General features: G+C 30.6%; 20 protein-coding genes and 1 pseudogene. 13 read left to right on the forward strand and 8 right to left on the reverse strand.

Going from position 1 to position 21,246, the window contains the following annotated elements; all coding sequences use genetic code 11:
• Positions 1–59: 59 nt before the first annotated feature.
• The 6 genes from G9F72_RS11465 (at position 60) to G9F72_RS11490 (ending at position 8,774) form a co-directional block, all read left to right on the forward strand.
• On the forward strand, positions 60–956 hold the full coding sequence (locus tag G9F72_RS11465) for a PHP domain-containing protein (protein WP_164957561.1): 897 nt from the start codon (positions 60–62) through the stop codon (positions 954–956).
• Between the two features lie 270 nt (positions 957–1,226).
• Entirely contained in the window at positions 1,227–3,938 is a 2,712-nt protein-coding gene (locus G9F72_RS11470) for a UPF0182 family protein (RefSeq protein ID WP_164957560.1), read from the forward strand.
• 168 nt (positions 3,939–4,106) lie between these two features.
• Complete coding sequence (locus G9F72_RS11475; RefSeq protein WP_164957559.1) at positions 4,107–4,307, forward strand: hypothetical protein; 201 nt, start codon at positions 4,107–4,109, stop codon at positions 4,305–4,307.
• A 291-nt stretch (positions 4,308–4,598) separates the two neighbouring features.
• A complete protein-coding gene (locus G9F72_RS11480) occupies positions 4,599–7,181 on the forward strand; it encodes a Ryanodine receptor Ryr (protein WP_164957558.1) in 2,583 nt (860 codons plus the stop codon).
• A gap of 345 nt (positions 7,182–7,526) precedes the next feature.
• On the forward strand, positions 7,527–8,084 hold the full coding sequence (locus G9F72_RS11485) for a GNAT family N-acetyltransferase (RefSeq protein ID WP_164957557.1): 558 nt from the start codon (positions 7,527–7,529) through the stop codon (positions 8,082–8,084).
• A gap of 111 nt (positions 8,085–8,195) precedes the next feature.
• Complete coding sequence (locus G9F72_RS11490; protein ID WP_164957556.1) at positions 8,196–8,774, forward strand: hypothetical protein; 579 nt, start codon at positions 8,196–8,198, stop codon at positions 8,772–8,774.
• A gap of 201 nt (positions 8,775–8,975) precedes the next feature.
• Here G9F72_RS11490 and G9F72_RS11495 read toward each other — a convergent pair whose 3' ends face one another.
• The 6 genes from G9F72_RS11495 to G9F72_RS11515 all read right to left on the reverse strand — a co-directional run bounded on the left by G9F72_RS11495 (position 8,976) and on the right by G9F72_RS11515 (position 14,152).
• Positions 8,976–9,911 (reverse strand): RNA ligase family protein, encoded by a 936-nt coding sequence (locus G9F72_RS11495; protein WP_164957555.1) that lies wholly within the window; start codon positions 9,909–9,911, stop codon positions 8,976–8,978.
• Entirely contained in the window at positions 9,911–10,717 is an 807-nt protein-coding gene (locus G9F72_RS11500) for a Ku protein (RefSeq protein WP_164957554.1), read from the reverse strand. The genes G9F72_RS11495 and G9F72_RS11500 overlap by 1 nt, the downstream gene beginning before the upstream one ends.
• A 193-nt stretch (positions 10,718–10,910) precedes the next feature.
• The gene (locus G9F72_RS27070) at positions 10,911–11,045 is read right to left on the reverse strand and encodes a CPC_1213 family protein (protein WP_263486885.1); all 135 of its coding nucleotides are present in this window, start codon (positions 11,043–11,045) and stop codon (positions 10,911–10,913) included.
• A 173-nt stretch (positions 11,046–11,218) separates the two neighbouring features.
• Positions 11,219–12,469: an MDR family MFS transporter gene (locus tag G9F72_RS11505; RefSeq protein ID WP_164957553.1), complete on the reverse strand. Its 1,251-nt coding sequence runs from the start codon at positions 12,467–12,469 to the stop codon at positions 11,219–11,221.
• A gap of 51 nt (positions 12,470–12,520) precedes the next feature.
• Positions 12,521–13,369 carry a PHP domain-containing protein gene (locus tag G9F72_RS11510; protein WP_164957552.1) on the reverse strand — a complete coding sequence of 283 codons (849 nt, stop codon included), beginning with the start codon at positions 13,367–13,369 and terminating at the stop codon, positions 12,521–12,523.
• 141 nt (positions 13,370–13,510) lie between these two features.
• On the reverse strand, positions 13,511–14,152 hold the full coding sequence (locus tag G9F72_RS11515; protein WP_164957551.1) for an HD domain-containing protein: 642 nt from the start codon (positions 14,150–14,152) through the stop codon (positions 13,511–13,513).
• A 206-nt stretch (positions 14,153–14,358) separates the two neighbouring features.
• Here G9F72_RS11515 and G9F72_RS27605 point away from each other — a divergent pair.
• Positions 14,359–14,583, forward strand: a pseudogene (locus G9F72_RS27605) (tetratricopeptide repeat protein); the annotation flags it as partial.
• A gap of 57 nt (positions 14,584–14,640) precedes the next feature.
• Positions 14,641–15,042: a tetratricopeptide repeat protein gene (locus tag G9F72_RS11525; protein WP_224676091.1), complete on the forward strand. Its 402-nt coding sequence runs from the start codon at positions 14,641–14,643 to the stop codon at positions 15,040–15,042.
• 275 nt (positions 15,043–15,317) lie between these two features.
• On the opposite strand, the gene G9F72_RS11530 is transcribed toward G9F72_RS11525, so the two are convergent.
• Entirely contained in the window at positions 15,318–15,932 is a 615-nt protein-coding gene (locus G9F72_RS11530) for a superoxide dismutase (RefSeq protein WP_164957550.1), read from the reverse strand.
• Positions 15,933–16,266: 334 nt separating this feature from the next.
• Here G9F72_RS11530 and G9F72_RS11535 point away from each other — a divergent pair, with 334 nt between their 5' ends.
• Genes G9F72_RS11535 through G9F72_RS11550 form a run of 4 tightly spaced genes read left to right on the forward strand, consistent with a single transcriptional unit; the run spans position 16,267 to position 18,540 of the window.
• Positions 16,267–17,172, forward strand: a complete 906-nt coding sequence (locus tag G9F72_RS11535; RefSeq protein WP_164957549.1) for an ABC transporter ATP-binding protein — start codon at positions 16,267–16,269, stop codon at positions 17,170–17,172.
• On the forward strand, positions 17,172–17,978 hold the full coding sequence (locus G9F72_RS11540; RefSeq protein WP_164957548.1) for an ABC transporter permease: 807 nt from the start codon (positions 17,172–17,174) through the stop codon (positions 17,976–17,978). Before G9F72_RS11535 ends, G9F72_RS11540 begins: the two co-directional genes overlap by 1 nt.
• A complete protein-coding gene (locus G9F72_RS11545) occupies positions 17,962–18,105 on the forward strand; it encodes a hypothetical protein (protein WP_224676092.1) in 144 nt (47 codons plus the stop codon). Before G9F72_RS11540 ends, G9F72_RS11545 begins: the two co-directional genes overlap by 17 nt.
• 30 nt (positions 18,106–18,135) lie before the next feature.
• A complete protein-coding gene (locus G9F72_RS11550; protein WP_164957547.1) occupies positions 18,136–18,540 on the forward strand; it encodes a VOC family protein in 405 nt (134 codons plus the stop codon).
• A 210-nt stretch (positions 18,541–18,750) separates the two neighbouring features.
• Here the strand turns inward: G9F72_RS11550 and G9F72_RS11555 are convergent, their stop codons facing one another.
• Positions 18,751–19,782, reverse strand: coding sequence for a DUF2804 domain-containing protein (locus G9F72_RS11555; protein WP_224676093.1), 1,032 nt, complete (start codon positions 19,780–19,782; stop codon positions 18,751–18,753).
• Between the two features lie 307 nt (positions 19,783–20,089).
• Between G9F72_RS11555 and G9F72_RS11560 the strand changes: the two genes are divergently transcribed.
• The gene (locus tag G9F72_RS11560) at positions 20,090–21,232 is read left to right on the forward strand and encodes a carbohydrate kinase family protein (protein WP_164957546.1); all 1,143 of its coding nucleotides are present in this window, start codon (positions 20,090–20,092) and stop codon (positions 21,230–21,232) included.
• Positions 21,233–21,246 lie beyond the last annotated feature (14 nt).

Raw genomic sequence — 21,246 nt, forward strand, 5'->3', positions numbered from 1 at the left:
AAGGATACTGGATATTTTACTATAAGTAATTTATTTACTGGATATTGGAGGGCGATAAAATGATAGATTTACATATTCATACAACATCTTCAGATGGTTCAGATGAACCAAAAGTAATACTTACTAAAGCAGAGGAAGCAGGACTAAGCTACATATCAATTACTGATCATGACTCCATTGGTGCATATAAAAAACTTGAAGAAGCAAAAATAGATAACTACTTCAGTGGCAAAATCATCCCTGGATGTGAATTTTCTGTTGCGTATAATGGCACTCCCATTGAAATACTAGCATATGATATAGATCTTAAAACCATTGAGGAAACAGGAATAGTCTCAGAAGAGAAATTTCTTCAAAGAGAAAACCAGTACTTAAATACAATGATGAGTATCTGCAAAAATCTAGGCATTAAATATGACAATACTCTATCTATAGCAGGGGGTAAATACTTTGCAACACAAGTATTATATTTTGATTTAAAGAAATATCCTGAAAATGAAAAACACTTTTCTACTGAAGTATGGAAAGGGGTTAATGGATTTTACAGAACCTGTGTTAATAATGAAAGCAGTCCATTTTACCTAAACCAATTAAAGAATTATCCATCAATACAAGAAATTACTAAAATAATAAAAAAAGCAGGAGGAAAGTCATTTCTTGCTCATCTTTATGTTTATTATGCAGAGGATTATGAAGAATTTCTAAACTCAATGGTATCATTAAATGTTATTGATGGTATTGAATGTTATCATTCCCTTCACACAATGGATAAAACAAACTTCCTTCTTAACTTTTGCAAAAATCACAATCTTTATGTTTCAGGTGGAAGTGACTATCATGGTAAAATCAAACCTAAAGTTATATTGGGTGAGAGTATGCCTGGAGTAAGGATACCCTATGAAATATCAGAAAAATGGCTTTCAACTTGTAGGACATTTGAAGGTGAGATATTTTAATTAAATTTAATAGGTTGTTAAATACAAGAAATACGATATATACAACTTTTTTAAATAAGGTTCAAGAACAGGGGTGTTTATTTTTACATTAATAGAAGGAGAAAATTGTTTTGTGTGGAATTGATTAGAATAGTGTTTAAATATCATTAATATCGAACCTGTATATAAATCTAATAGATTTTAAGTAGAGATTTACTGCTACCATACATCTGGCGTTAAATAATACAAAACACTTAGAAAATTATAAAAAAATAGAAAAGAGGTGGGTTTATGAAAAAAAAGTTTGTTATATCTAGTGTATTTATAATTCTTATTTTATGTTTACTTTTTACGGGTAACATAGTTCAATTTGTTATTAATATTGAGTGGTTTAATCAAGTGGGTTACCTTTCAATATACTTAACAAAGATACTTACTGTGTCTAAGTTTATGATACCTGTTTTTATCATTAGTTATCTTGGTATATGGTTATACTATAGGAGCCTGAGGAAGAGTATCATGCACTTAAAAATAGTGGTAGAGGTAAATGTCAAGAAAAGAGCTATTGAAAATAAAATTTTTATAGCTTGTAATTTAATTATTTCATTTGTATTTTCTTTTACTTTTGCATCTGCATATTGGTTTAAGCTTCTTCAATTCCTAAATGCAGTTAGTTTTAATGTGAAGGACCCTATTTTCAATAAGGATGTATCTTTTTATACTTTCAAACTTCCTTTAATTAAATCACTATATACAGTTATAATGACACTACTAGTATTACTAGTTATTATTAAAGTAGCAGTTTTCTTTGTAATAAAAGCAAAGGATCTTTCGTATGTAGGGAGAATACCAAATCCTTTTGAAGACCTTCGAAAACTAGGCAGGGAACTCATTATATTTTTAGGAAGACAAATTGCAATAATAGCATCACTAATATCACTTTTTCTTTCACTTGGATTTTTGATAAATTCATATTATTTAGTGTATAGCCCTAGGGGTGTTGCATATGGGGCAAGCTATACGGATGTTCACGTAACACTACTATTCTATAAAATATCAATTGTGGCATGTATTATTGCTGCAGTAGTAATATTTATAAGCGTTTTAAGAACAAAGGTTAAGCCTATAATAATTTCAGTTGTCACTTTAGTTTTAATAAGCTTTATAGAAGTAATATCAGCAGTTATAATTCAAAATAGTATTGTAATGCCAAATGAAAAGGAATTTGAAAAACCATATATCCAGAACAATATTGATTTTACTAGGAAAGCCTTTAATTTAGAGAATATCACCACAACATCTACTAATGTAAAAAATGATTTAAAACAAGAGGATATTTCAAATAATAAGGAGACAATAGATAATATTAGAATAAATTCAGCAGCACAGTCACTTGAATTCTATAATCAAGTTCAAATAATAAGATATTACTATAATTTTAGTGATATAGACGTAGATAGATATAAAATAAATGATAAATATAGTCAGGTATTTCTTGCATCAAGAGAAATAGACTCAACGTCCCTTGCTCCAAGTACTTGGCAGAATACTCATATGATTTATACTCATGGTTTTGGTGTTGTAATGAGTAAGGTAAATGAGGTTACAGCAGAAGGGCAGCCTGCTTTTGTAATTAAAGATATGCCTATTGCAAACAGTACAAATATCAAATTAATTAATCCGAGAATCTATTTTGGTGAAAAAACAAATGAGTATGCATTAGTAAATACTAATGTGAGTGAATTTGACTATCCTCAAGGTGGAACAAATAAAGTAACAAATTATGATGGAAAAGCCGGAATTAAAATGGGTTTAGGTAATAAGCTTTTGTTTGCACTAAATAAGGGAGATTTGAATTTCCTACTATCTAGGGATATTAAGAGCACAAGTAAAATCCTTATTAATAGAAATATAGTTGAAAGGTCAAAGCTTATAGCTCCATTTTTAACTTATGACAAAGATCCATATGTTGTTATAAGTGAAGGGAAACTATACTATATACTTGATGCTTACACTACATCCTCTAAGTATCCATACTCACAGCCACAAGATGGAATAAACTATATTAGAAATTCAGTTAAGGTTGTAATTGATGCTTATGATGGAACCACAAATTTCTATGTGGCAGATTCAACTGATCCAATTGTACAAAGCTATGCAAAAATTTTCCCTAAGCTTTTTAAGAATATATCAGAGGTTCCTGCTGACTTAAAAGCACATTTTAGATATCCAGCTGATATATTTAATATTCAAAGTGCAGTGCTGGGAAGATACCATGTAACTGATCCTGGAGTGTTCTATAATGGGGAGGATATTTGGGATGTTTCCAAAAATGCAAACGCTGTTGGTGGTGAGGCTAAAACAACTATTCCACCATATATTGTAGAGAAATTACCGGGCTCAAATAATGAAGAAATGGTTTTGCAACAATATTTCAATATAAAGGGAAAATATAACATGACAGCAATTTTAGGCGCTAGAATGGACGAGGGAAACTACGGTAAATTGTTTCTAAATAAATTTCCAGCAGAAACAACAGTTTACAGTCCATTCCTATTTAAACAAAGGATAAGTCAGGATACTACAATTTCGGCACAACTATCACTATGGAATACTGGTGGATCTGAGGTACAGTATGGAGACACTGTAATTTTACCAGTAAAGAATTCCTTGCTTTATATTGAACCTCTTTATTTAAGGGCTAGTGGAAAAAATAGTATTCCTGAAATGAAAAAAATAATAATCTCTTATGACAATAAGTTACTTATGGTTGATAATATTGAAAGCGGACTCGAACAGATATTTAATTATCAGCCACCAAATACAGTGGTTCCAGGTAAAGCGGAAACTACTGCTCCTTTAAGCCAAGCTAAAGTAAAGCTAATTAAGGAGGCAAATGATTTATATACAAAAGCACTTGATGCTCAAAAAAATTTAGATTGGACAAAATATGGAGAGTATATTAAGCAGCTTGGAAATATACTAAAAGAATTAGATAAATAAAAAAGGAAAAACAGATGCGGTATAGCATCTGTTTTTATTACTTATTCTCAAAAATATTATTTATAATTAAGCCTTTAAAAAAATCATAAGCAATTTGTTAGGCCACTCTTATTTTTTCACTTTACAATAGAACGTACGTTCTGTATAATAATCTTAGAGGTGGTATTTATGTTCGACTATGTGCTAAAAAACTCATTTCAGGATCATAGGATTGTAACTATAATGTACCAAGGACGAAAAGAAATAACGCAGAGAGATATAAGAATAATAAAAGTAATGGATAAAGACATAGAAGCGTACTGCTATTTAAGGCATCAGGTTAGGCATTTTAAGAAAGAAAATATATTAGCTGCTAGATATACAATTTAGAAGGGAATTATTATGAAAGTTATTCTGTATAAAAATAGATAAAGTGATTTGCATAGATAGATAAAAGCTGGCGGGTAATAATATGGTATTGACCTTTAAAAGTCTATGTATTTTTGCATAGGCTTTTATTTTAGAACTATTAAGGGTACTATATAATAAATGTATTCATGAAAATAAATTATTATAATGGAGTTGCTTAAACAACTGGGAAAATTTTAAAACTTGTAGCTTTGAATAGAAAAAAAACAGTATTCATATAGTAAAATAAATACAAATACAGGGGTGATAAACTTGAAAAACGAAAATATTAATATAGTTGTAACAGGCGATATAGCAATAAATTTGTTGCAATGGACAACTGATGACAATAATACAAGAGTGTACGGCTGGCAATCCTATCCACAGGTTCACAGTACAATAAGGCTAGGAGAAGACTTTCTTTTATCAAAACTTGTAGCTTTATCAACAGGGGCGAACATACTTTCACCAAAAATAAAAAAAACAGGTAATAATTCACTTGAAAAAGGCCTTGTTTCTACAGTAGAGTTAGGGCTTTTTCCAGTAACCAATGATGTAAATGATAAAAATAAAGTCTACCGTATAAAGCAGTTTCTTGGATTCACATCACCAGCTTCTGGAATGCCAAAACTATTTTCAGTTATTAAAGATGATGTTAATGCTGATATAGTTATATTAGATGACGAAAATAACGGATTTAACTCTAATGAAGAAGTTTGGCCTTTAGCTTTGAAGTCTCATGAAAAATCACCAATAATTATTTATAAAACAAATAATCTTGGAGATTCCAATAATCTTTGGAATGATCTGGAGAAATACCATCTTGAAAATACTATAGTAGTTATAAATGCAGATGATTTACGTTCAAAAGGAGTTAATATAAGTAAAAGCATCTCATGGGAAAGGACTGCATTGGATTTTGTTTGGCAAATGAATAATAATGTTAATCTTGGCGCTCTTGCTAAATGTAAGCACTTGATAATACCTTTTGGAGTTGAAGGTGCTATTCATTATAAAAATGGAGGAAGATCTGAATCTGAATTGTATTTTCTGACTTATGAATTCGAAGGTGGGTTTATCAAAGGGGATCAAGGTAAAATGTATGGACTTACCTCTTGTTTTGTTGCTGGTCTTGCAAGAACTATTGTTTCAGGAATTCAAAATCATGAAGAGCTTGATAGCTCCATTCGTGAAGGCATTCGTGAAGGGATTGTTGCGGCGCAAAAGTATTTTATGCATGGGTTTGGTTATAATGTTTTTGATAGTCTTTACCCTGATCCAGTAATATTTACTGAAAGTGAAAATGACTTTATTTATAAAGAGCATATACAGGATGTAAATATACGAAATACAAAAAATCCAAACTGCCAGGCCTGCTGGTATATTATTAAAGATAAAAATTCAGTTAATTTAGGAGACACAGCTTATGACATAGTTAAAAACGGTGAAAAAAGTGCGCTTAATTTTATGCCTATAGCACATTTTGCTAATTTAAAAACCGTAGATAGAGCAGAAATCGAAGGATACAGAAGTATTAAAAATCTTATTTCCGAGTATCTTTCTTCTAAAAATACAGTTAGGCCGCTTTCTATTGCTGTATTTGGAACTCCAGGATCTGGGAAATCTTTCGGTGTAACAGAGGTAGCAGCAAGTATTGCTCCAAAGATTATTGAGAAGTTAGATTTTAATTTATCTCAATTTCAGACTCTCACAGATTTGATTGCTGCATTTCATAAAGTAAGGGATCTTTCATTAGAAGGAAAAATGCCTTTAGTATTTTTCGATGAATTTGACAGTGCATTTGAAAAAAAATTAGGTTGGCTGAAATACTTCCTTGCACCAATGCAGGATGGCAAATTCAGAGAAGGAGATGCAATTCATCCAATTGGAAAAGCTATCTTTGTTTTTGCTGGGGGCACAAGCAATACTTTTAATAAATTTTGTGGGGAAGACATAGAGGATGAAAATGAAAAAAAACAATTTACAAGAGAATTTCAGGGCTCTAAAGGCCCGGATTTTGTAAGCCGTTTAAGGGGATATGTCAATATACTTGGACCAAATCAGACAGATAATGAATGGGACCAATTGTTTATTATCCGTAGGGCAATGCTGCTTCGTTCACTTCTGGAACGTAAAGTGCCTCATCTAATAAATGGGCTTGGTGAAGCTCAAATAGATAATGGGGTGTTAAGGGCTCTACTCAAAGTTCCAAGATATAAACACGAATCAAGATCTATGGAAGCAATATTGGAGATGAGCATGTTAAATGATGCTAAAAAATGGGAGCAATCTCATTTGCCGTCAAAAGAACAGCTAAAATTGCATGTAGATGAAGATCAATTTTCACGTCTTTTAATGCAGGAAGAATTTTTTAGTGAAAAAATTGAAAAGCTTGCTAAAGAGCTTCTAGCTAAACATATATACGTTTATGAAAATGCTGATGGCAGAAATACAAAAACCTGTGAATTTCTCACTGAAGAGGAAAAGACTTATATTCGTCATCAAGTAAGGCATATTCCTATAGCTTTGCATAAAGTTAATTATGAGGTTATTTCTGTTAAAGAAAAACCTGAAGTTGTAAAGTTTACAGAAAAGGAACTGAATATTCTAGGTGAATATGAGCATAAACGTAGCTCCCTTGAAAAAAAGGAATTAGGATGGGTATATGGGACTACATTAGATAAAAATAAAAAAACATATCCTTATCTTGTATATTGGGAAAAATTACCTTATGAGTATAGGAGCAAAATCATTGAAAATGTTAAATCCTGGCCGGAAATTTTAGCAAATTCCAATTTTAAAATAGAACGGTTAAAGTTTCTATGCAATTGTGAGACTCTGCTTTTACTTGAATAAAATACATTATTAAAGATAAGTGCAATTGAAGTGCTTTTACTGAAATATCATTAAAATTAGCATATAAAATCACACTAATATATTAAGCTACTAATCTAATATTTAAGTAAAAAAACACAGGTATTTCACCTGTGTTTTCTTAATCACCTCTGGATTTATTTTAATATGAGCCGATGTTAGATGTAAGCAATTATGTTGCAAATAAATTAAATGAATTATGTTATAATTTCTAATAATTGAAATTTATGTTATAATTAGTATAAAATTATTACAACATAATTGTATTATATGATAAACAAAAGTAAAATTATGCTAAGCAAAAATTAAGTATTAGGAGGGGATAAAATGTTAGTTCATAAAGGTACAACAATAATTGAAACCAACAGGTTAATTCTTCGTCCTTATGTCATGGACGATGCAACAGATATGTTTATTAATTGGGCGAATGATTCTGAAGTTACAAAGCATCTATCTTGGCAAGCCCATTCTAATATAGATGTTACTAAATATCTTATGGGAATGTGGGTAGATAAGTACTCCTCAAATGAAACATACCATTGGGGTGTTGTATGTAAAGAGAATGGAAATCAAGTTATTGGGACTATTGGTGCTGTTAGAATAAAAGAAGATTTAGAACAAGCGGAAATAGGCTATTGCATTTCAAAAAAATATTGGAATAAGGGTATTGCGCCAGAAGCATTAGTAGCAGTAATTGATTATTTGTTTAGTTGTGGTTTTATGAGGATATCTGGTTATCATGATGTACTCAATCCGGCTTCTGGAAAAGTGATGCAAAAATGCGGCATGCAATTTGAAGGTGTTTTTAGAAATGCAGAAAAAAACAATCTAGGTGAATTTTGCAGTATTGCTCAATATGCAATTTTAAAATCAGACCCAAGATAATTAGTATATAATTGTAAAATATTGTTCAATATCAAATAAAGTTTATATATTAAAGAATGAAAAAATATTTTCTTAACTATAACTACATAAAATAAAGGGGGGGGGATAATCATGAAAAAAATAATAAAATTATTTAGTATTCTGTTTTTAATTACATTAATTTTAGTTGGATGTAGTGGGTCTGATGAAAGTAACTCAAAAAAAGTTGCCGAAAAATTTGTTAGAAATCTGTATACAGTAGATGCAAAAAAAGTTGCTGAGTTTAATAAGCTTCTTGCAACACCAATAGGCGGTATGATTGGTGAAGGTGTTCCCAAAGGAAGTAAAATAGGACCTAGTGAGGAATATATCAAAATCATGCAATCCTTTGACAAAAATATACAACCTTTAATGACCAAAGAAGGGTATGAAGGTATTGTGGCGAACAAATTCAACCTTTTAATTGCGCATATCTGTGATAAGGGTAATTATACCTCACAGGTTACAGAGTTTATTTTAGGTAAAAATGTGTATGGAGAAAAAGAAGATAAAGTAAGATATTATTATGAGGTTAAATTGAAGTTTATCTCTTCTGATGGGAAGAGCGAACAAGCGGATGTATCAAAAGGAGCTATAGAACTTTTAAAAGAAAATGGTCAATGGAAAGTAGGGCTGTATACTATAACTCAATTCCCCAAATTATATCATTAGCTTATTATTAAAAATTTTTTAAATAAATGATTTTCTTAAAATGTGAATTAATATAATATTGTAAAATGAAGGACGGGTAAATTTACCTCCTTCATTTTTTTACGTATTATTCCTCACATACCTAATATAAGCATCTTATATGAAATATATTATATCTTTATAATCAAAAACTTTATCCATAATACCAAACCTTTGTGCAGATTATTTTACAATGCAATCTTTAGGTGTTTTATCATCCCTCAGACCTTTAAATACAGGTTGTCGCAAGGAACCATTTGCTGTTTTCATCATATATTTTACAACGCATACAAGGCTAGGTTCTATCCATACTGCATTATCGTTTCCAGAGGGGAAATCATTAAAAGGGTGTGTATTTATTTCAGGTGTGGATTTTATTAATTGAAAGTCTCCGGTGGATATTCCCAGCGTAACATGCCCTTTATATACCAATTCTTTACTTGAATATTGACCAAGGATAACGCTTACGATGCCTCCACCCTTTAGAATATATCCACATACTACAAAGTCATCATCCTTAAGGTTTTTAATTTTAATCCAGTCTTTGGTGCGTTTGTCTAAATAATATTTACTATCTTTTCTCTTTGCCACGATGCCTTCTAATTCGTTTTGCTTTGCCAGCTCATAAAATTCAATCCCTCGATCTTCAATATAACGTGAAATAGAAATGCGATTGTTTTCCTTAATGTTTTTTTCAAGCAACTTTCGCCGCTGCATCAAGGGTAAATCTTTAACAGCATGATCATCATAGTATAAAATATCAAATGCGGTAAAACTAGCTGGTAATTTAGCTGCTGCAAGTTGGATTTTAAAGGTGTTTGACATCAGAGATCTCCGCTGAATTTCAAAAAAGTCTGGCTTGCCATCCTTAGTAACTATCAATTCACCATCTAAAATGCAACGGTGTTTAACCTGTTTGTGTATGTTTGACAGTTCTGGTACTTTTACAAGCATTTTAATATTTCGCTTATTGCGAAGTTCTGTGGAATTTTTATCTAAATAAGCGATGCAGCGCTCGCCATCAAGCTTTAACTCATAGATATAATCATTACTATCAAATGCTTCTTGCATTTCCCCTATCAACATAGGTTTAATATTTTTACTATCAAATAAATCCATTATGCACCTTTTGATGTTCTTTTGCGTTTAGGGTTTGAAGTATCCTTGACTTTATTTTGATCTATACTAGCCTTTAATGCATCCATAAGATTAATTATATTGCTTGGAGCTTCAGTCTTTGAAGCAACAATTTCCTTGCCAGCTATTTTAGTTTCCAGTAACTCACGTAGCTTCATTTGATACTCATCCTTATATTCGGAGGGGTTAAATGGAGTAACCATTGAGTTAATCAGTGCATTTGCCATGGTAAGTTCAGCTTCGGACAATTCTGGCTTATTGTATGATTTGGGAAGATCTTTAATTTCATCTTCATAAAACATCTTTGAAATTAATATTCCATCTGCGCGTGGTATTATAGCAAGTAAAGTCTCTCTTGTACCCATGACAGTTTTGCCAATTGCAATCTTTTGCTCAGACATAAGTGCTGCGCGCAGAAGTTCAAAAGCTTTATCACCACCAGCCTCGGGGATTGCTTGATATGTTTTATCATAAAAAATAGGTGATATTTGATTCAACTGCGCAAAGTGTAGTATCTGTATGGATTTTTCTTTTTCAGTCTTGATTTTTTCCAACTCATCATCGGTTACAACAACGTAATGATCTTTGTCGTATTCATATCCTTTAATAAGATCTTTTGTTATAATTTCCTTGCCGCAATGACCGCAAGTTTTCTTGTATTTTATTCTCGCATTATCCTCTTTATGGAGTTGATTAAAATGTATGTCATTATCTTGAGTAGCAGTATACATAGATATTGGAATAGCAACAAGGCCAAAGGAAATAACTGTTTTATGGGCTATAGCCATTTATAACACCTCACTTTTTAATAGTATAACCAAAACGTAATCCTTTTATAAATTTTAAGATTTTAACTTTCTTTGTGCGGAATTAGTAGCAAAATAAGTATATTTGCTAGTATTGTAAGTTGATGGAAATACAAAACAAAAGGTTCTGAGTGCTCAGAACCTTTTGTTTTTGTAGCTTAAAACTCTCTTTTATTTATTCTAGTCCTTTTTTCTCCATATGTTCAAAAACTATTTTTGCACTTTCTTCATGCCCATGCTTAATATTTTTTTTCTTGAAGTTGTTATCTTCCTTTTTATTATTTTTAGTTGTCTTCATTTTATTATCCATTTACATTTCTCCTATCGTCAATATTTTATTTATTATATATTTCATATTTTATTATTTTCTATTAATGCTTGTGTTTTTATACCTTTTTTTTTATATTACAAGTACAATTTGTTTTGCTAATAGATAAGATTTATATTAGCAATTACTATTTTATTTCTTAATTTTCCATTTAATTATGATGTTTTATTTTGGACTACTTCAATTTCTATCTTATCTACAGTATATAATCTATACATCATTAAAGAAGCAATTAAAGCCAAAATAGCCACTAGAATCCATAAATTTCTGATATTAGTGTGCTTTACGTAAAAACCTGCCATCATAGGTCCAATCATAAATCCTAGCTTTCTTATTATAGGGAATACGGAATTAAATCGTCCTCTATGGGTAATAGGGGTCTGACTAGCAATATATACGCTTGTATTAGTTGCTACAAGTATTTCTCCTACAGTCCATGTAGCCGCTGATATAATAAACAAATAATATGCATCTATAAAAAACATCATTCCAAATCCAACCGCATACAATAACCCTCCGATAGCTATGCATAATGATGCTTTAATATTTTTAGTTGCAGATGTAATAAATATTGTTAGTATGCTGCACATTACTGCATTTACTGTCATAAGACTTCCAAATATTGTGGGTCCGTTTTTTTTGAAAATATCACCAATTTGTATTGACAGTCCAAAGGTGAACTGTGAAAATACTATAAAATATATAACTATGATAAAGGAAAACATTAACAAGGTAGGTCTTTTTAAAAGAGCTCTTACTAAGCTACCATTTTCAGCACTTTCATTGGTCTTAACTTTTGACTTTTCAATTTCTTCTTTAGTTGGTTTACTCTCAGGTACAAATATCCATACCAGTGCTATAGACATGAAAGTTGTAATAGCATCGCCTAAAAAGAACCACATTAAATAATTTTCATATAGAAACCCAGCTAAAAGGGGGCCTATTGAAAATCCAATATTCATTGCCATGTAATTCAGAGAAAATGCTGCATTTCTCTGATCTCCCTCAGTTAGATCCGTAGTTATTGTACTGTATACTGGATGTGAAAATCCTCCAACAAAACTTGACACCATTAAGATGCTGGTAATAATAATGGGATTATTTATAAATGCACAAATCCCATAGCCTATTCCTGCTGCAATTCCAAACACTACAAGTACCTTTTTTCTTCCTATGCTATCTATAAGCTTGCCACCTATCATGGTACCTATCATGCCGAGTCCAGCATTTACTGCAACTATAACTCCAACGAGGCTAACACTAATTCCAATTCTATAGGTCAAAAACATTGTTAAAAATGGTCCTACGAAATTCCCCATATTGTTAACTATAGAAGCGATAAATATTACATATATGCTCATCGGTAACCCTTTGTATGGCTTAAAACAATTACTTATTCTTTTCATTTTTACCCCTACCTATCTTGTTGAATTATTTATTTACAAGCGCAACTCACTTTACTTATTAAGCATGTACATAAACTTACAATAATCATTTTGGTTTATACCACAGTCACCAATACTAGCACCATATATACCTAATTGTCCATGCCAATCTGTTCCACCAGTAACAACAAGGTTAAAGTAATTTGCCATTTCTTTATACTTCATGATATCGTTAACATCTTGAGTAGGATGATATAATTCAATACCCTTCAAACCTACTTCAACTAACTTTAAGATATGAGAATCATCATTAATTAACTTTGGATGTGCTAGAACTGGTATTCCTTTTGATTCTAGAATAATATCTATAGCTGATTCAGGAGTAAATCCTTCTATATCTTCGTATACACCACTATTAATTCCAAAATTAGCTAAATAAAAATCTCTATACTTGCTCCAGTCATTATAAATACCATCAAGCATCATTGCTTCATAGACGTGATTACAATTAATCCACGCATACTCACCAAAATACTTTAGTACTTCATTCCAATTGTAATCAATACTTCCTCTAACAATATTGTTTTCTAAAATAGATTTTGTATTCTCAGTTCTAGCCAGTGATATCTTATTTGAGTAATTAGTCAACTTACTATTATTAATATCTATACCATAACCTAAAATATGAATTCTGGTTCTATTTATTGATGTTGAAATCTCTATGCCATTTATAACCTCTATTTCATATCCTTTTGAAGCTTCTTGAAGTGCAGCAACGCCTTCAATAGTATCATGGTCTACAAGAGATATACATTGTACCTTATTTAATTTCGATAATTTCAAAATTTCTTCTACTGTATTCGTACCATCCGAAAAACACGAATGAATATGTAAATCAGAATAAATATTAATCCCCTCCAATCATAGCATCTCCAGTAAAAACTTAGTGTAGTATTTAAAAGATGTATAATATATTAAGACTACTACAGATTTCCTAAATTTAGTTCCTACGATAAGAATATTTCGAATTAAAATTATATCTTCTTGATAGAAAATTTATTTTCATAATTCAAAAGTATTCTCAATAACGCCTGGTAATATGCTGTATATAGATTTGCCTATTTTTTCATTAAAATATTGTTTAAGTTCCATGAAGGCTTTCCATTTGGGAACATTATATTCATTTACTCCATGTCGCAGTGCAACATCAATCAATCTTTTTTCTATAAGTGAGAAACCATTATGTAATGCTAAAGCATCACACAACTGTATTAATTTATCATAATCATTATATTCCACTTTATTAAAATAGTCTTCAACAAACTTATATTCTTGAACGTTGCAGGTTTTATTTACAACTTCTTCAATATCATAAATACTTTTAGTTGGGCAAGAATGAGTTATACAAATTTTTGCTAATAAATCATATCCAAGTTTTTTAGAATAGTTATAGCCACCCAACAGGTGTCCTATAGTTGTTATTCCGTTTGGTAGACCACCTCTCCTCCCAATATCATGAAGCAAACCTAATACATATGCCACTTCAGAATTTAACTCTTTGCAATTTTCAGCTATTAGCTTAGCTGCCTCCGCAGTAAAAACTGAATGTTGTACCCAGGGTCCTGGAAATAAAATCTCTGCTTCATTTAATAATAGTTTGGCTTCTTTTATGGTTGGTACTCTTTGGTCATAACATTTTTTCATATATGTACATCTCCTTTTTGTTGAAATTGTTACGTAATTATCTATAATTTCCACTTAACTAATGATAATTGCAGTATGTGTTCGTTACTTCTCTTACTAGTGGAATATGTTTATTTTTCATGAAATACCCATATTTAGTTATCTATTATAAGTTTATAGAATTTACATGAAAATATCAAATCATTTATATTGAAAAAAATTTATTAATATACTATAAACTAAACGAAACTCCTTGGCTTAATTATAATTTAGGATTTTCATACTGTTTTAACAATGAACCATTAAAGGGAACATATTATCTAGAAAAAGCACTAGATAGCTATGAAAGAAACGGAAGGTACATTAATGCACTATGGTGCCATAATTATATAGGAATATGTTATACAGAATTAAAAATATATGAAAAAGCAGAGAGGCATTTTAAAGCAGCATTAACAGGAGCCACGCATTTCAATATCAATAAAATTTTAGGACATTTATATATCAGTTTGTCTTATTTATATTTTTGCAAAGAAAAGTATGAAGAAAGCATAGTTTGGACTAAAAAGGCTTTAGAAACAGATGGTGATCCTCTTTTATCTGCGTCTAATTATGTAGAGGCATGTATTAAGTTAAAGAGAATTGAGGAATGTAAAGAGGTATTTAATAAGTATTTAACCAAAGAATATGAATGCTCGATTTACTATAATTTACTACAATTTTTCTACTTAAGTATTTATCACTTAGAAGAAATTGTGTTTTACGAAGAGGTTACAAAAAAAATATTACCTTACTATGAAAGCATAAATTACTTTAACCTTTGTAAACCTATAAAACTAAAATTAATAGAGCACCTTGAGAATAAAAGAAAATACAAGGAAGCTAATAAAATCTATAAAGAACTTGTATGATAGAATAGCTACCACAGGTGAATGTAAAGCAGCAACATATGATAAGCCAAAGGGATTCAGAACAACTCTTGCATCATTATATGTGGCTACGCACATAATTTACTTGGAGAGGTAACTAATGATTATAAGATGATTACAGGAGAAGAAAGAGAAGATTTATGCAGCTATATAAAAGGAGAATACATCCAACATTATAGTACAAACTAGTAATTCATGTTTCATAATAAAAAACAAGGCTGCGTGACATTCAATCACTTACAGCCTTGTTTTTGGTTTTACTTTATGGCATTTAGATATAGATCTGATACATAGTCCCAATTAACTACGTTCCACCACTCAGAAATATAGTCAGGACGTCTGTTTTGAAATTTCAAATAATATGCATGTTCCCAAACATCTAATCCTAAGATAGGTATCAATCCGTCGCTAATTGGATTATCTTGATTTGCAGTTGAAATAACTTCAAGTTCTTTATTTTTATTTATTGCAAGCCAAGCCCAACCACTTCCGAATCTAGTTGTTGCTGCTTTTGCAAATTCACCTTTAAAAGCTTCGAAGTTTCCAAATTTTTCATCAATAGCTTTGATTAATTCTAATTTTGGGGTGCCCGCTTTAACTGGTGACATAACACTCCAAAACATACTGTGATTAAGGTGACCTCCACCATTATTTCTAACAGCCACTCTTATATCTAATGGAATCTCCTCTAGATTTTTTATTAACCATTCTAAGCCTTTATCATAAAGCTCTGGATATTTATCTAAAGCAGCATTTAAGTTATTCACATAAGCTTGATGATGCTTACTGTGATGTATTTCCATTGTTTTAGCATCTATATAAGGCTCAAGTGAACCGTATTCATAAGATAGTTTTGGTAATTCAAATTTCATAATTAATTCCTCCTAATAGTAAAGTTTATTATGATATTATAATAATACAAATGATATCTATTGTCAAGTGATATTAATTATTAATAATGCTTTAGAACTTGAAAATGTAATACTAAGGGTAAGTGGGCCATTTTTTAACAATAACAACTGTGATTAAAAAGGTAATTATGCTAAAATATAGTAAATGGTTTTTATGTTTATTGATTTTTTAAATGATTCTAATAAAAAGATTAAGACATTGCTGTTTATTGTGATAAATCATACTAAATGATTTAAATAATTACTGTATGAATAGCATATTATTTATTAAGTAAGTGTGAAAAGGGGGATAAAAATGAAACCAATTTTGTTAGTAGATAAGTTTTCAAAAAGCTATGGGAAATTTAAGGCTATAGATAATATAAGCTTTGAAGTATCCTCTGGTGAGATATTTGCGTTACTCGGACCTAATGGAGCAGGTAAAACAAGCACCTTGGAATGTATTGAAGGAATTAGAAAAATTAGTGATGGTAAAATCTTAATTAACGGAATAAATCCAGAAAAAGAATATAAGAAAATAGCTAAAATATTAGGAGTTCAATTACAATCATCGGCGTTACCTGAAATCATAACGGTTGAAGAAGCAATTAAAATGTTTTCATTATATCTTGGAAATAAGATAAGGTTTGATTTAATTGAAAGATTTGATTTAATTAGTAAACGTAAAACCCAATTCAGAAACCTTTCTACAGGACAACAAAGGAAATTGGTACTTGCAATTGCTTTATCAAATAATCCTAAACTCCTAATTCTTGATGAACCTACGGCTGGGCTTGATGTACATACAAGGGTTGAACTTCACAATGTTATGAGGGAAGAAAAAGAAAAAGGAACAGCCATATTACTTGCTTCACATGATATGAATGAAGTTGAAGAGTTAGCTGACAGGGTATCAATCTTATCTAAAGGCAGGATAGTTGCAGAAGGTACGCCTAATGACATTATTACCTCAGGTAATAAAGATGTAAAAATTCTTGTAAAAACAAGAGATAATTCATTAATAAAACTAAACTTAACACAAGTTATAGTAAAAAAAGAAAATGAGGACTATGTAATTTTTAAATGTCAGGATATTGAGAAAGCTCTAACAGATATTTTAACTTATATCAAAACTAACAATGATAAGTTGGTGGATATTATCGTTGAAAAGGCTACTTTAGAGGAGAGATTTATGGATATTACAAGACTGGAGGGGAAATAATGAGGGCGGTATTAAATCATTTAGAATTTGAATTTAAAAGTGTAATAAGAGATAAATCTTTACTGCTGATGAATTATTTATTTCCATTGGCATTTTATTTTATGATGTCAATAATTATGCCAAGCATTAACAAGAGTTTTAATAAGACTATGATACCTGGAATGATAGTGTTTACCATAATGGTTAGTACTCTATTAGGGATGCCTAACCCAATAGTTTCATCCAGGGAAAAAGGGATTTACAGGAGCTATAAGATATATGGAGTAGGCTCTAAAGCGGCATTACTAATACCCATTATTACAACTGCTATTCATATTACAATAGTTTCAATTATTATAATCTTAACAAGTGCAAACATATTTCATGCGTCAATGCCACAAAATTATTTAGGCTTTGTTCTATCATATCTGATTATATTATTTTCATTTTTAGGTTTAGGAACATTATTGGGTGTATGCTCACCAAATAGCAGAATAACAGTGCTTTTAGCTCAATTTGTATTTTTACCTTCAATGATGCTTGGGGGTATTATGATGCCTACAGATATACTTTCTAAAAACATACAAAAAATATCAAATATTTTTCCGTCAACACATTCAATGAATTTATTTAATACTATGGCATTTAACGCAAATAATTTTGGTATCCCAACTGTTTCAATGTTGACACTAATTTGTGGAGGTACATTGTCTTTTATTCTTGCAACTTATTTATTTACATGGGATGACACAAATGAAAAAGCAAGTAAAAAAATCATTGGGATTATAGCAATATTACCATATTTAATTAGTGCTTTTTTCTTATAAAATAGGAATGCAAAGAGCTGCAATGATTAATATAGATAAAGTTCTAATTACCTGTGATGATGACAATATTGCCTCCAAAAAAAATATTGAAAATAACGGAGGAATATTTGAATCTAAGATATTTTAGGAAGAAAATAAAAAGCAAGGAGGATTTATTATGAGCATAAAAATGATGCACCATGTCTGTATTCAAACAGAAAAATATGAAGAATCACTTCAATTTTACACTGGAATTTTAGGATTTGAATTAGTTACAGAAACAGCAAATTTCCATGAACGAGATTTTAATACATGGTTAAGACTGGGAACATTTATGATTGAATTACAGACAGGTAAAAATGGCGATAAATTAAAGAATTGGAGTTCATTAAATGAAGGAATAGTCCATATATGTTTTTTAGTGGATAATGTTAAAGAAGAATTTGATAGGATAAAAAAATTAGGTTATATTAATTTCAAGATTAAAAATGGAGAAGAAATATATAAGGTAGAGGACGGATATTTATTTAAAATTAAAGCACCCGAAGGTACTGAAATTGAAATAAGAGATACGCAAATATAAAAACATATAAGTCAATGTAAAAATAAAGGCTAAGCTCTTGTTTTTAAAAAAAACTTCCTGTTAATTTAATTGGTGGATTTCTTATCTTTATATCTATTAGGCTAAGGGGGAGATATGATTACAGTACTTTATGAAAAAAACAGTAGAATCAAAAGGTAAACTTAGATTCTACTGTTTAACCAATCTTATTTTTGTAAGACTAGTCTGTAATCACCACTGGCCATAATGTTCTTCAGAACATCCTAGAATAGAATCTATAAGGATACATTCCCCTGTATCTGTTTCAATACTACCTGAAAAATGGCCAATCATTTGATGTACTTCTGATTTTAAAATAATAAGATTTGATTTTGCAATTCTTTCATAAAATGGTACAAATTTAAGGTTTATTTTGTTAGTAATAGATGTTTTAATACTCCAGGGCTTCATAAAATCCTTGTTATCATATTCAAAGATTATATCCTCACTGAGTTTTGTTATTTTACCATCAACAACAATACAATTCTCTGTCATGCCGGTTCCATCTGTCCACTTCGCACCTAAATTTAGCCCTATGCTTCTATCTTTTATGATTCCTGATGCATTGGCCCAGTTCCAGGTTACTTTATAAGGCCATATGCCCCTTCCAAAATCAAGACAAGCAAATGTATTTTCAGGATTAAAAGAATATATTCTATCTCCAACCTTCAGCATTCCGTCCACAGGAAGACATTCATGTTTAGAAGTAAATTGGAATGATTTTTTATTCCATGGGACTACAACATTCAATGTTTCATGACCTTCAGGGTAAATTACTTTGAAATTAGCTTCCATTGAACTCCCCATAAAATCACTACATTTTGCAACAATTAGAGTGCTTTTTTCGCCACTTATAAAATGCAATTCTAATTTAGAATTCTTAAATGACACAGTTTCATGTACTGTTTTAGGCATTGAATAACCTCTACCAAAAGGAGTCATAATTGTTTTTTCGATAAACTTGTGGGTTTTAAAGTCTAAAAAGTATACAAAAGCCATACCCACATAATCAATATTTGATATGGTAACTGAGAAAAGACATTCATTATTTGTTATACACCAATAATTCCACTTCTTCTTTCGAAGCCATTTACCTTTAAGATTGCAGTTAAATACTGGGTTTCTAGACCAACCAATGCTCTTGTTATCTAAGTTTCCATCATTACTACACAAATTTACAGCTTCAAGAATTTCCTTCTCCTTGTAAAGTGCTATATTTGCCAAATCTCATCACTCCTTTTGAATAATTTAACATATATATATATAATTGTAACACTTATCAGGACAACTTAATAGTTAAAGTATGATTAAACCTAAAATCATATATTAGGTGATAATATACAATACCTGTTTATTTTTGGGAGCACTAGCGGTGGAATTAACCGCACTTGGCCCGCCACGTGGAATGCTATAAAAATTTAAAAGTAGATTAAATAGAATGTGATATCGTTGGGATAAAAAGGGTTTAGTGGACAACTTCTCTTTGTTATTGTATGATTAAAGAAAAATGACATATATTGGAGGAAAATTTATGATAATGGAATTTAAAAATAAGATTAATGAGCTATTGCTTGATTTAGAGAGTAAAAGGCCGGATAATGAAAAAGTCTTAATTGGTTTGGATGGTTTTGTTGATAAAATTGTTCATGTGGTAGGAAAAAGAAAAAGTGTAACAGAATTTGATAGAATAAAAACGATTAAAGAATTTGGAGAAAGAATAGTAAAAGCTGCTGGACTTAGTACTAATTTTGAAATGGTAGTATTGCAGGAAAAACTTGGTGGTAACGGCCCAATATTAAGCAATGCGTTCTTAACCTATGGACTCGGCCTAACTTATATTGGAGCCCTTGGATATCCTCAAGTAGACAATGTGTTTCAACATATGAAAGAAAATGGTGAGGTATATTCCATAGCGAGTCCAGGTACTACTGATGCTCTAGAATTTGAAGATGGAAAACTAATGATTGGTAAACTTGATTCCCTTAATGATGTAAATTGGGAAAATATAAAAAAAATTATTGGTATACCTAAGCTTAGGGAGCTTATAAATGATTCAAGCCTTTTTGGACTTGAAAACTGGACTATGCTTCCACATATGAGTAATATATGGAGGGGCATAATAGAGGAGGTTCTCCCTAATATTAATAATAGTAAAGGAAAAAGATTCATGTTCTTTGATTTGGCGGATCCAGAGAAAAGAACTAACGAGGATATTATTGAAGCACTGCAGCTTATAGAAAGATTTAATGTATACTTCAATGTAATACTTGGACTTAATTTAAAAGAAGCTGTTGAAATAGCAGATGTTTTAGGAGTACAAGGATATAAATGCGATAATACTGATAAGATTGACTTAAAAACATTAACTGAGCAAATATCAAAAAAAATAAATATATATTGTCTTGTTATACACCCAACAATAGAAGCAACAGCAGTAGTTGGAGAGAACTACTATCATGTTGATGGCCCTTATACAGCAAGTCCAATACTAACAACAGGTGCTGGGGATAACTTCAATGCAGGCTTTTGCCTTGGACAAATTCTTAATCTAAGTCCAGAACAATCCTTAATTTTAGGAGTTGCAACATCAGGTTATTATGTTAGAAATGCGAAAAGTCCAAGCTTCGATGTTGTAAAAGAATTCTTAAATAACTGGCGTGATGATAATATATAATAAAATCCATGGAC

This window comes from Clostridium estertheticum, from assembly GCF_011065935.2.
Taxonomy (GTDB): Bacteria; Bacillota; Clostridia; order Clostridiales; family Clostridiaceae; genus Clostridium_AD; species Clostridium_AD estertheticum_A.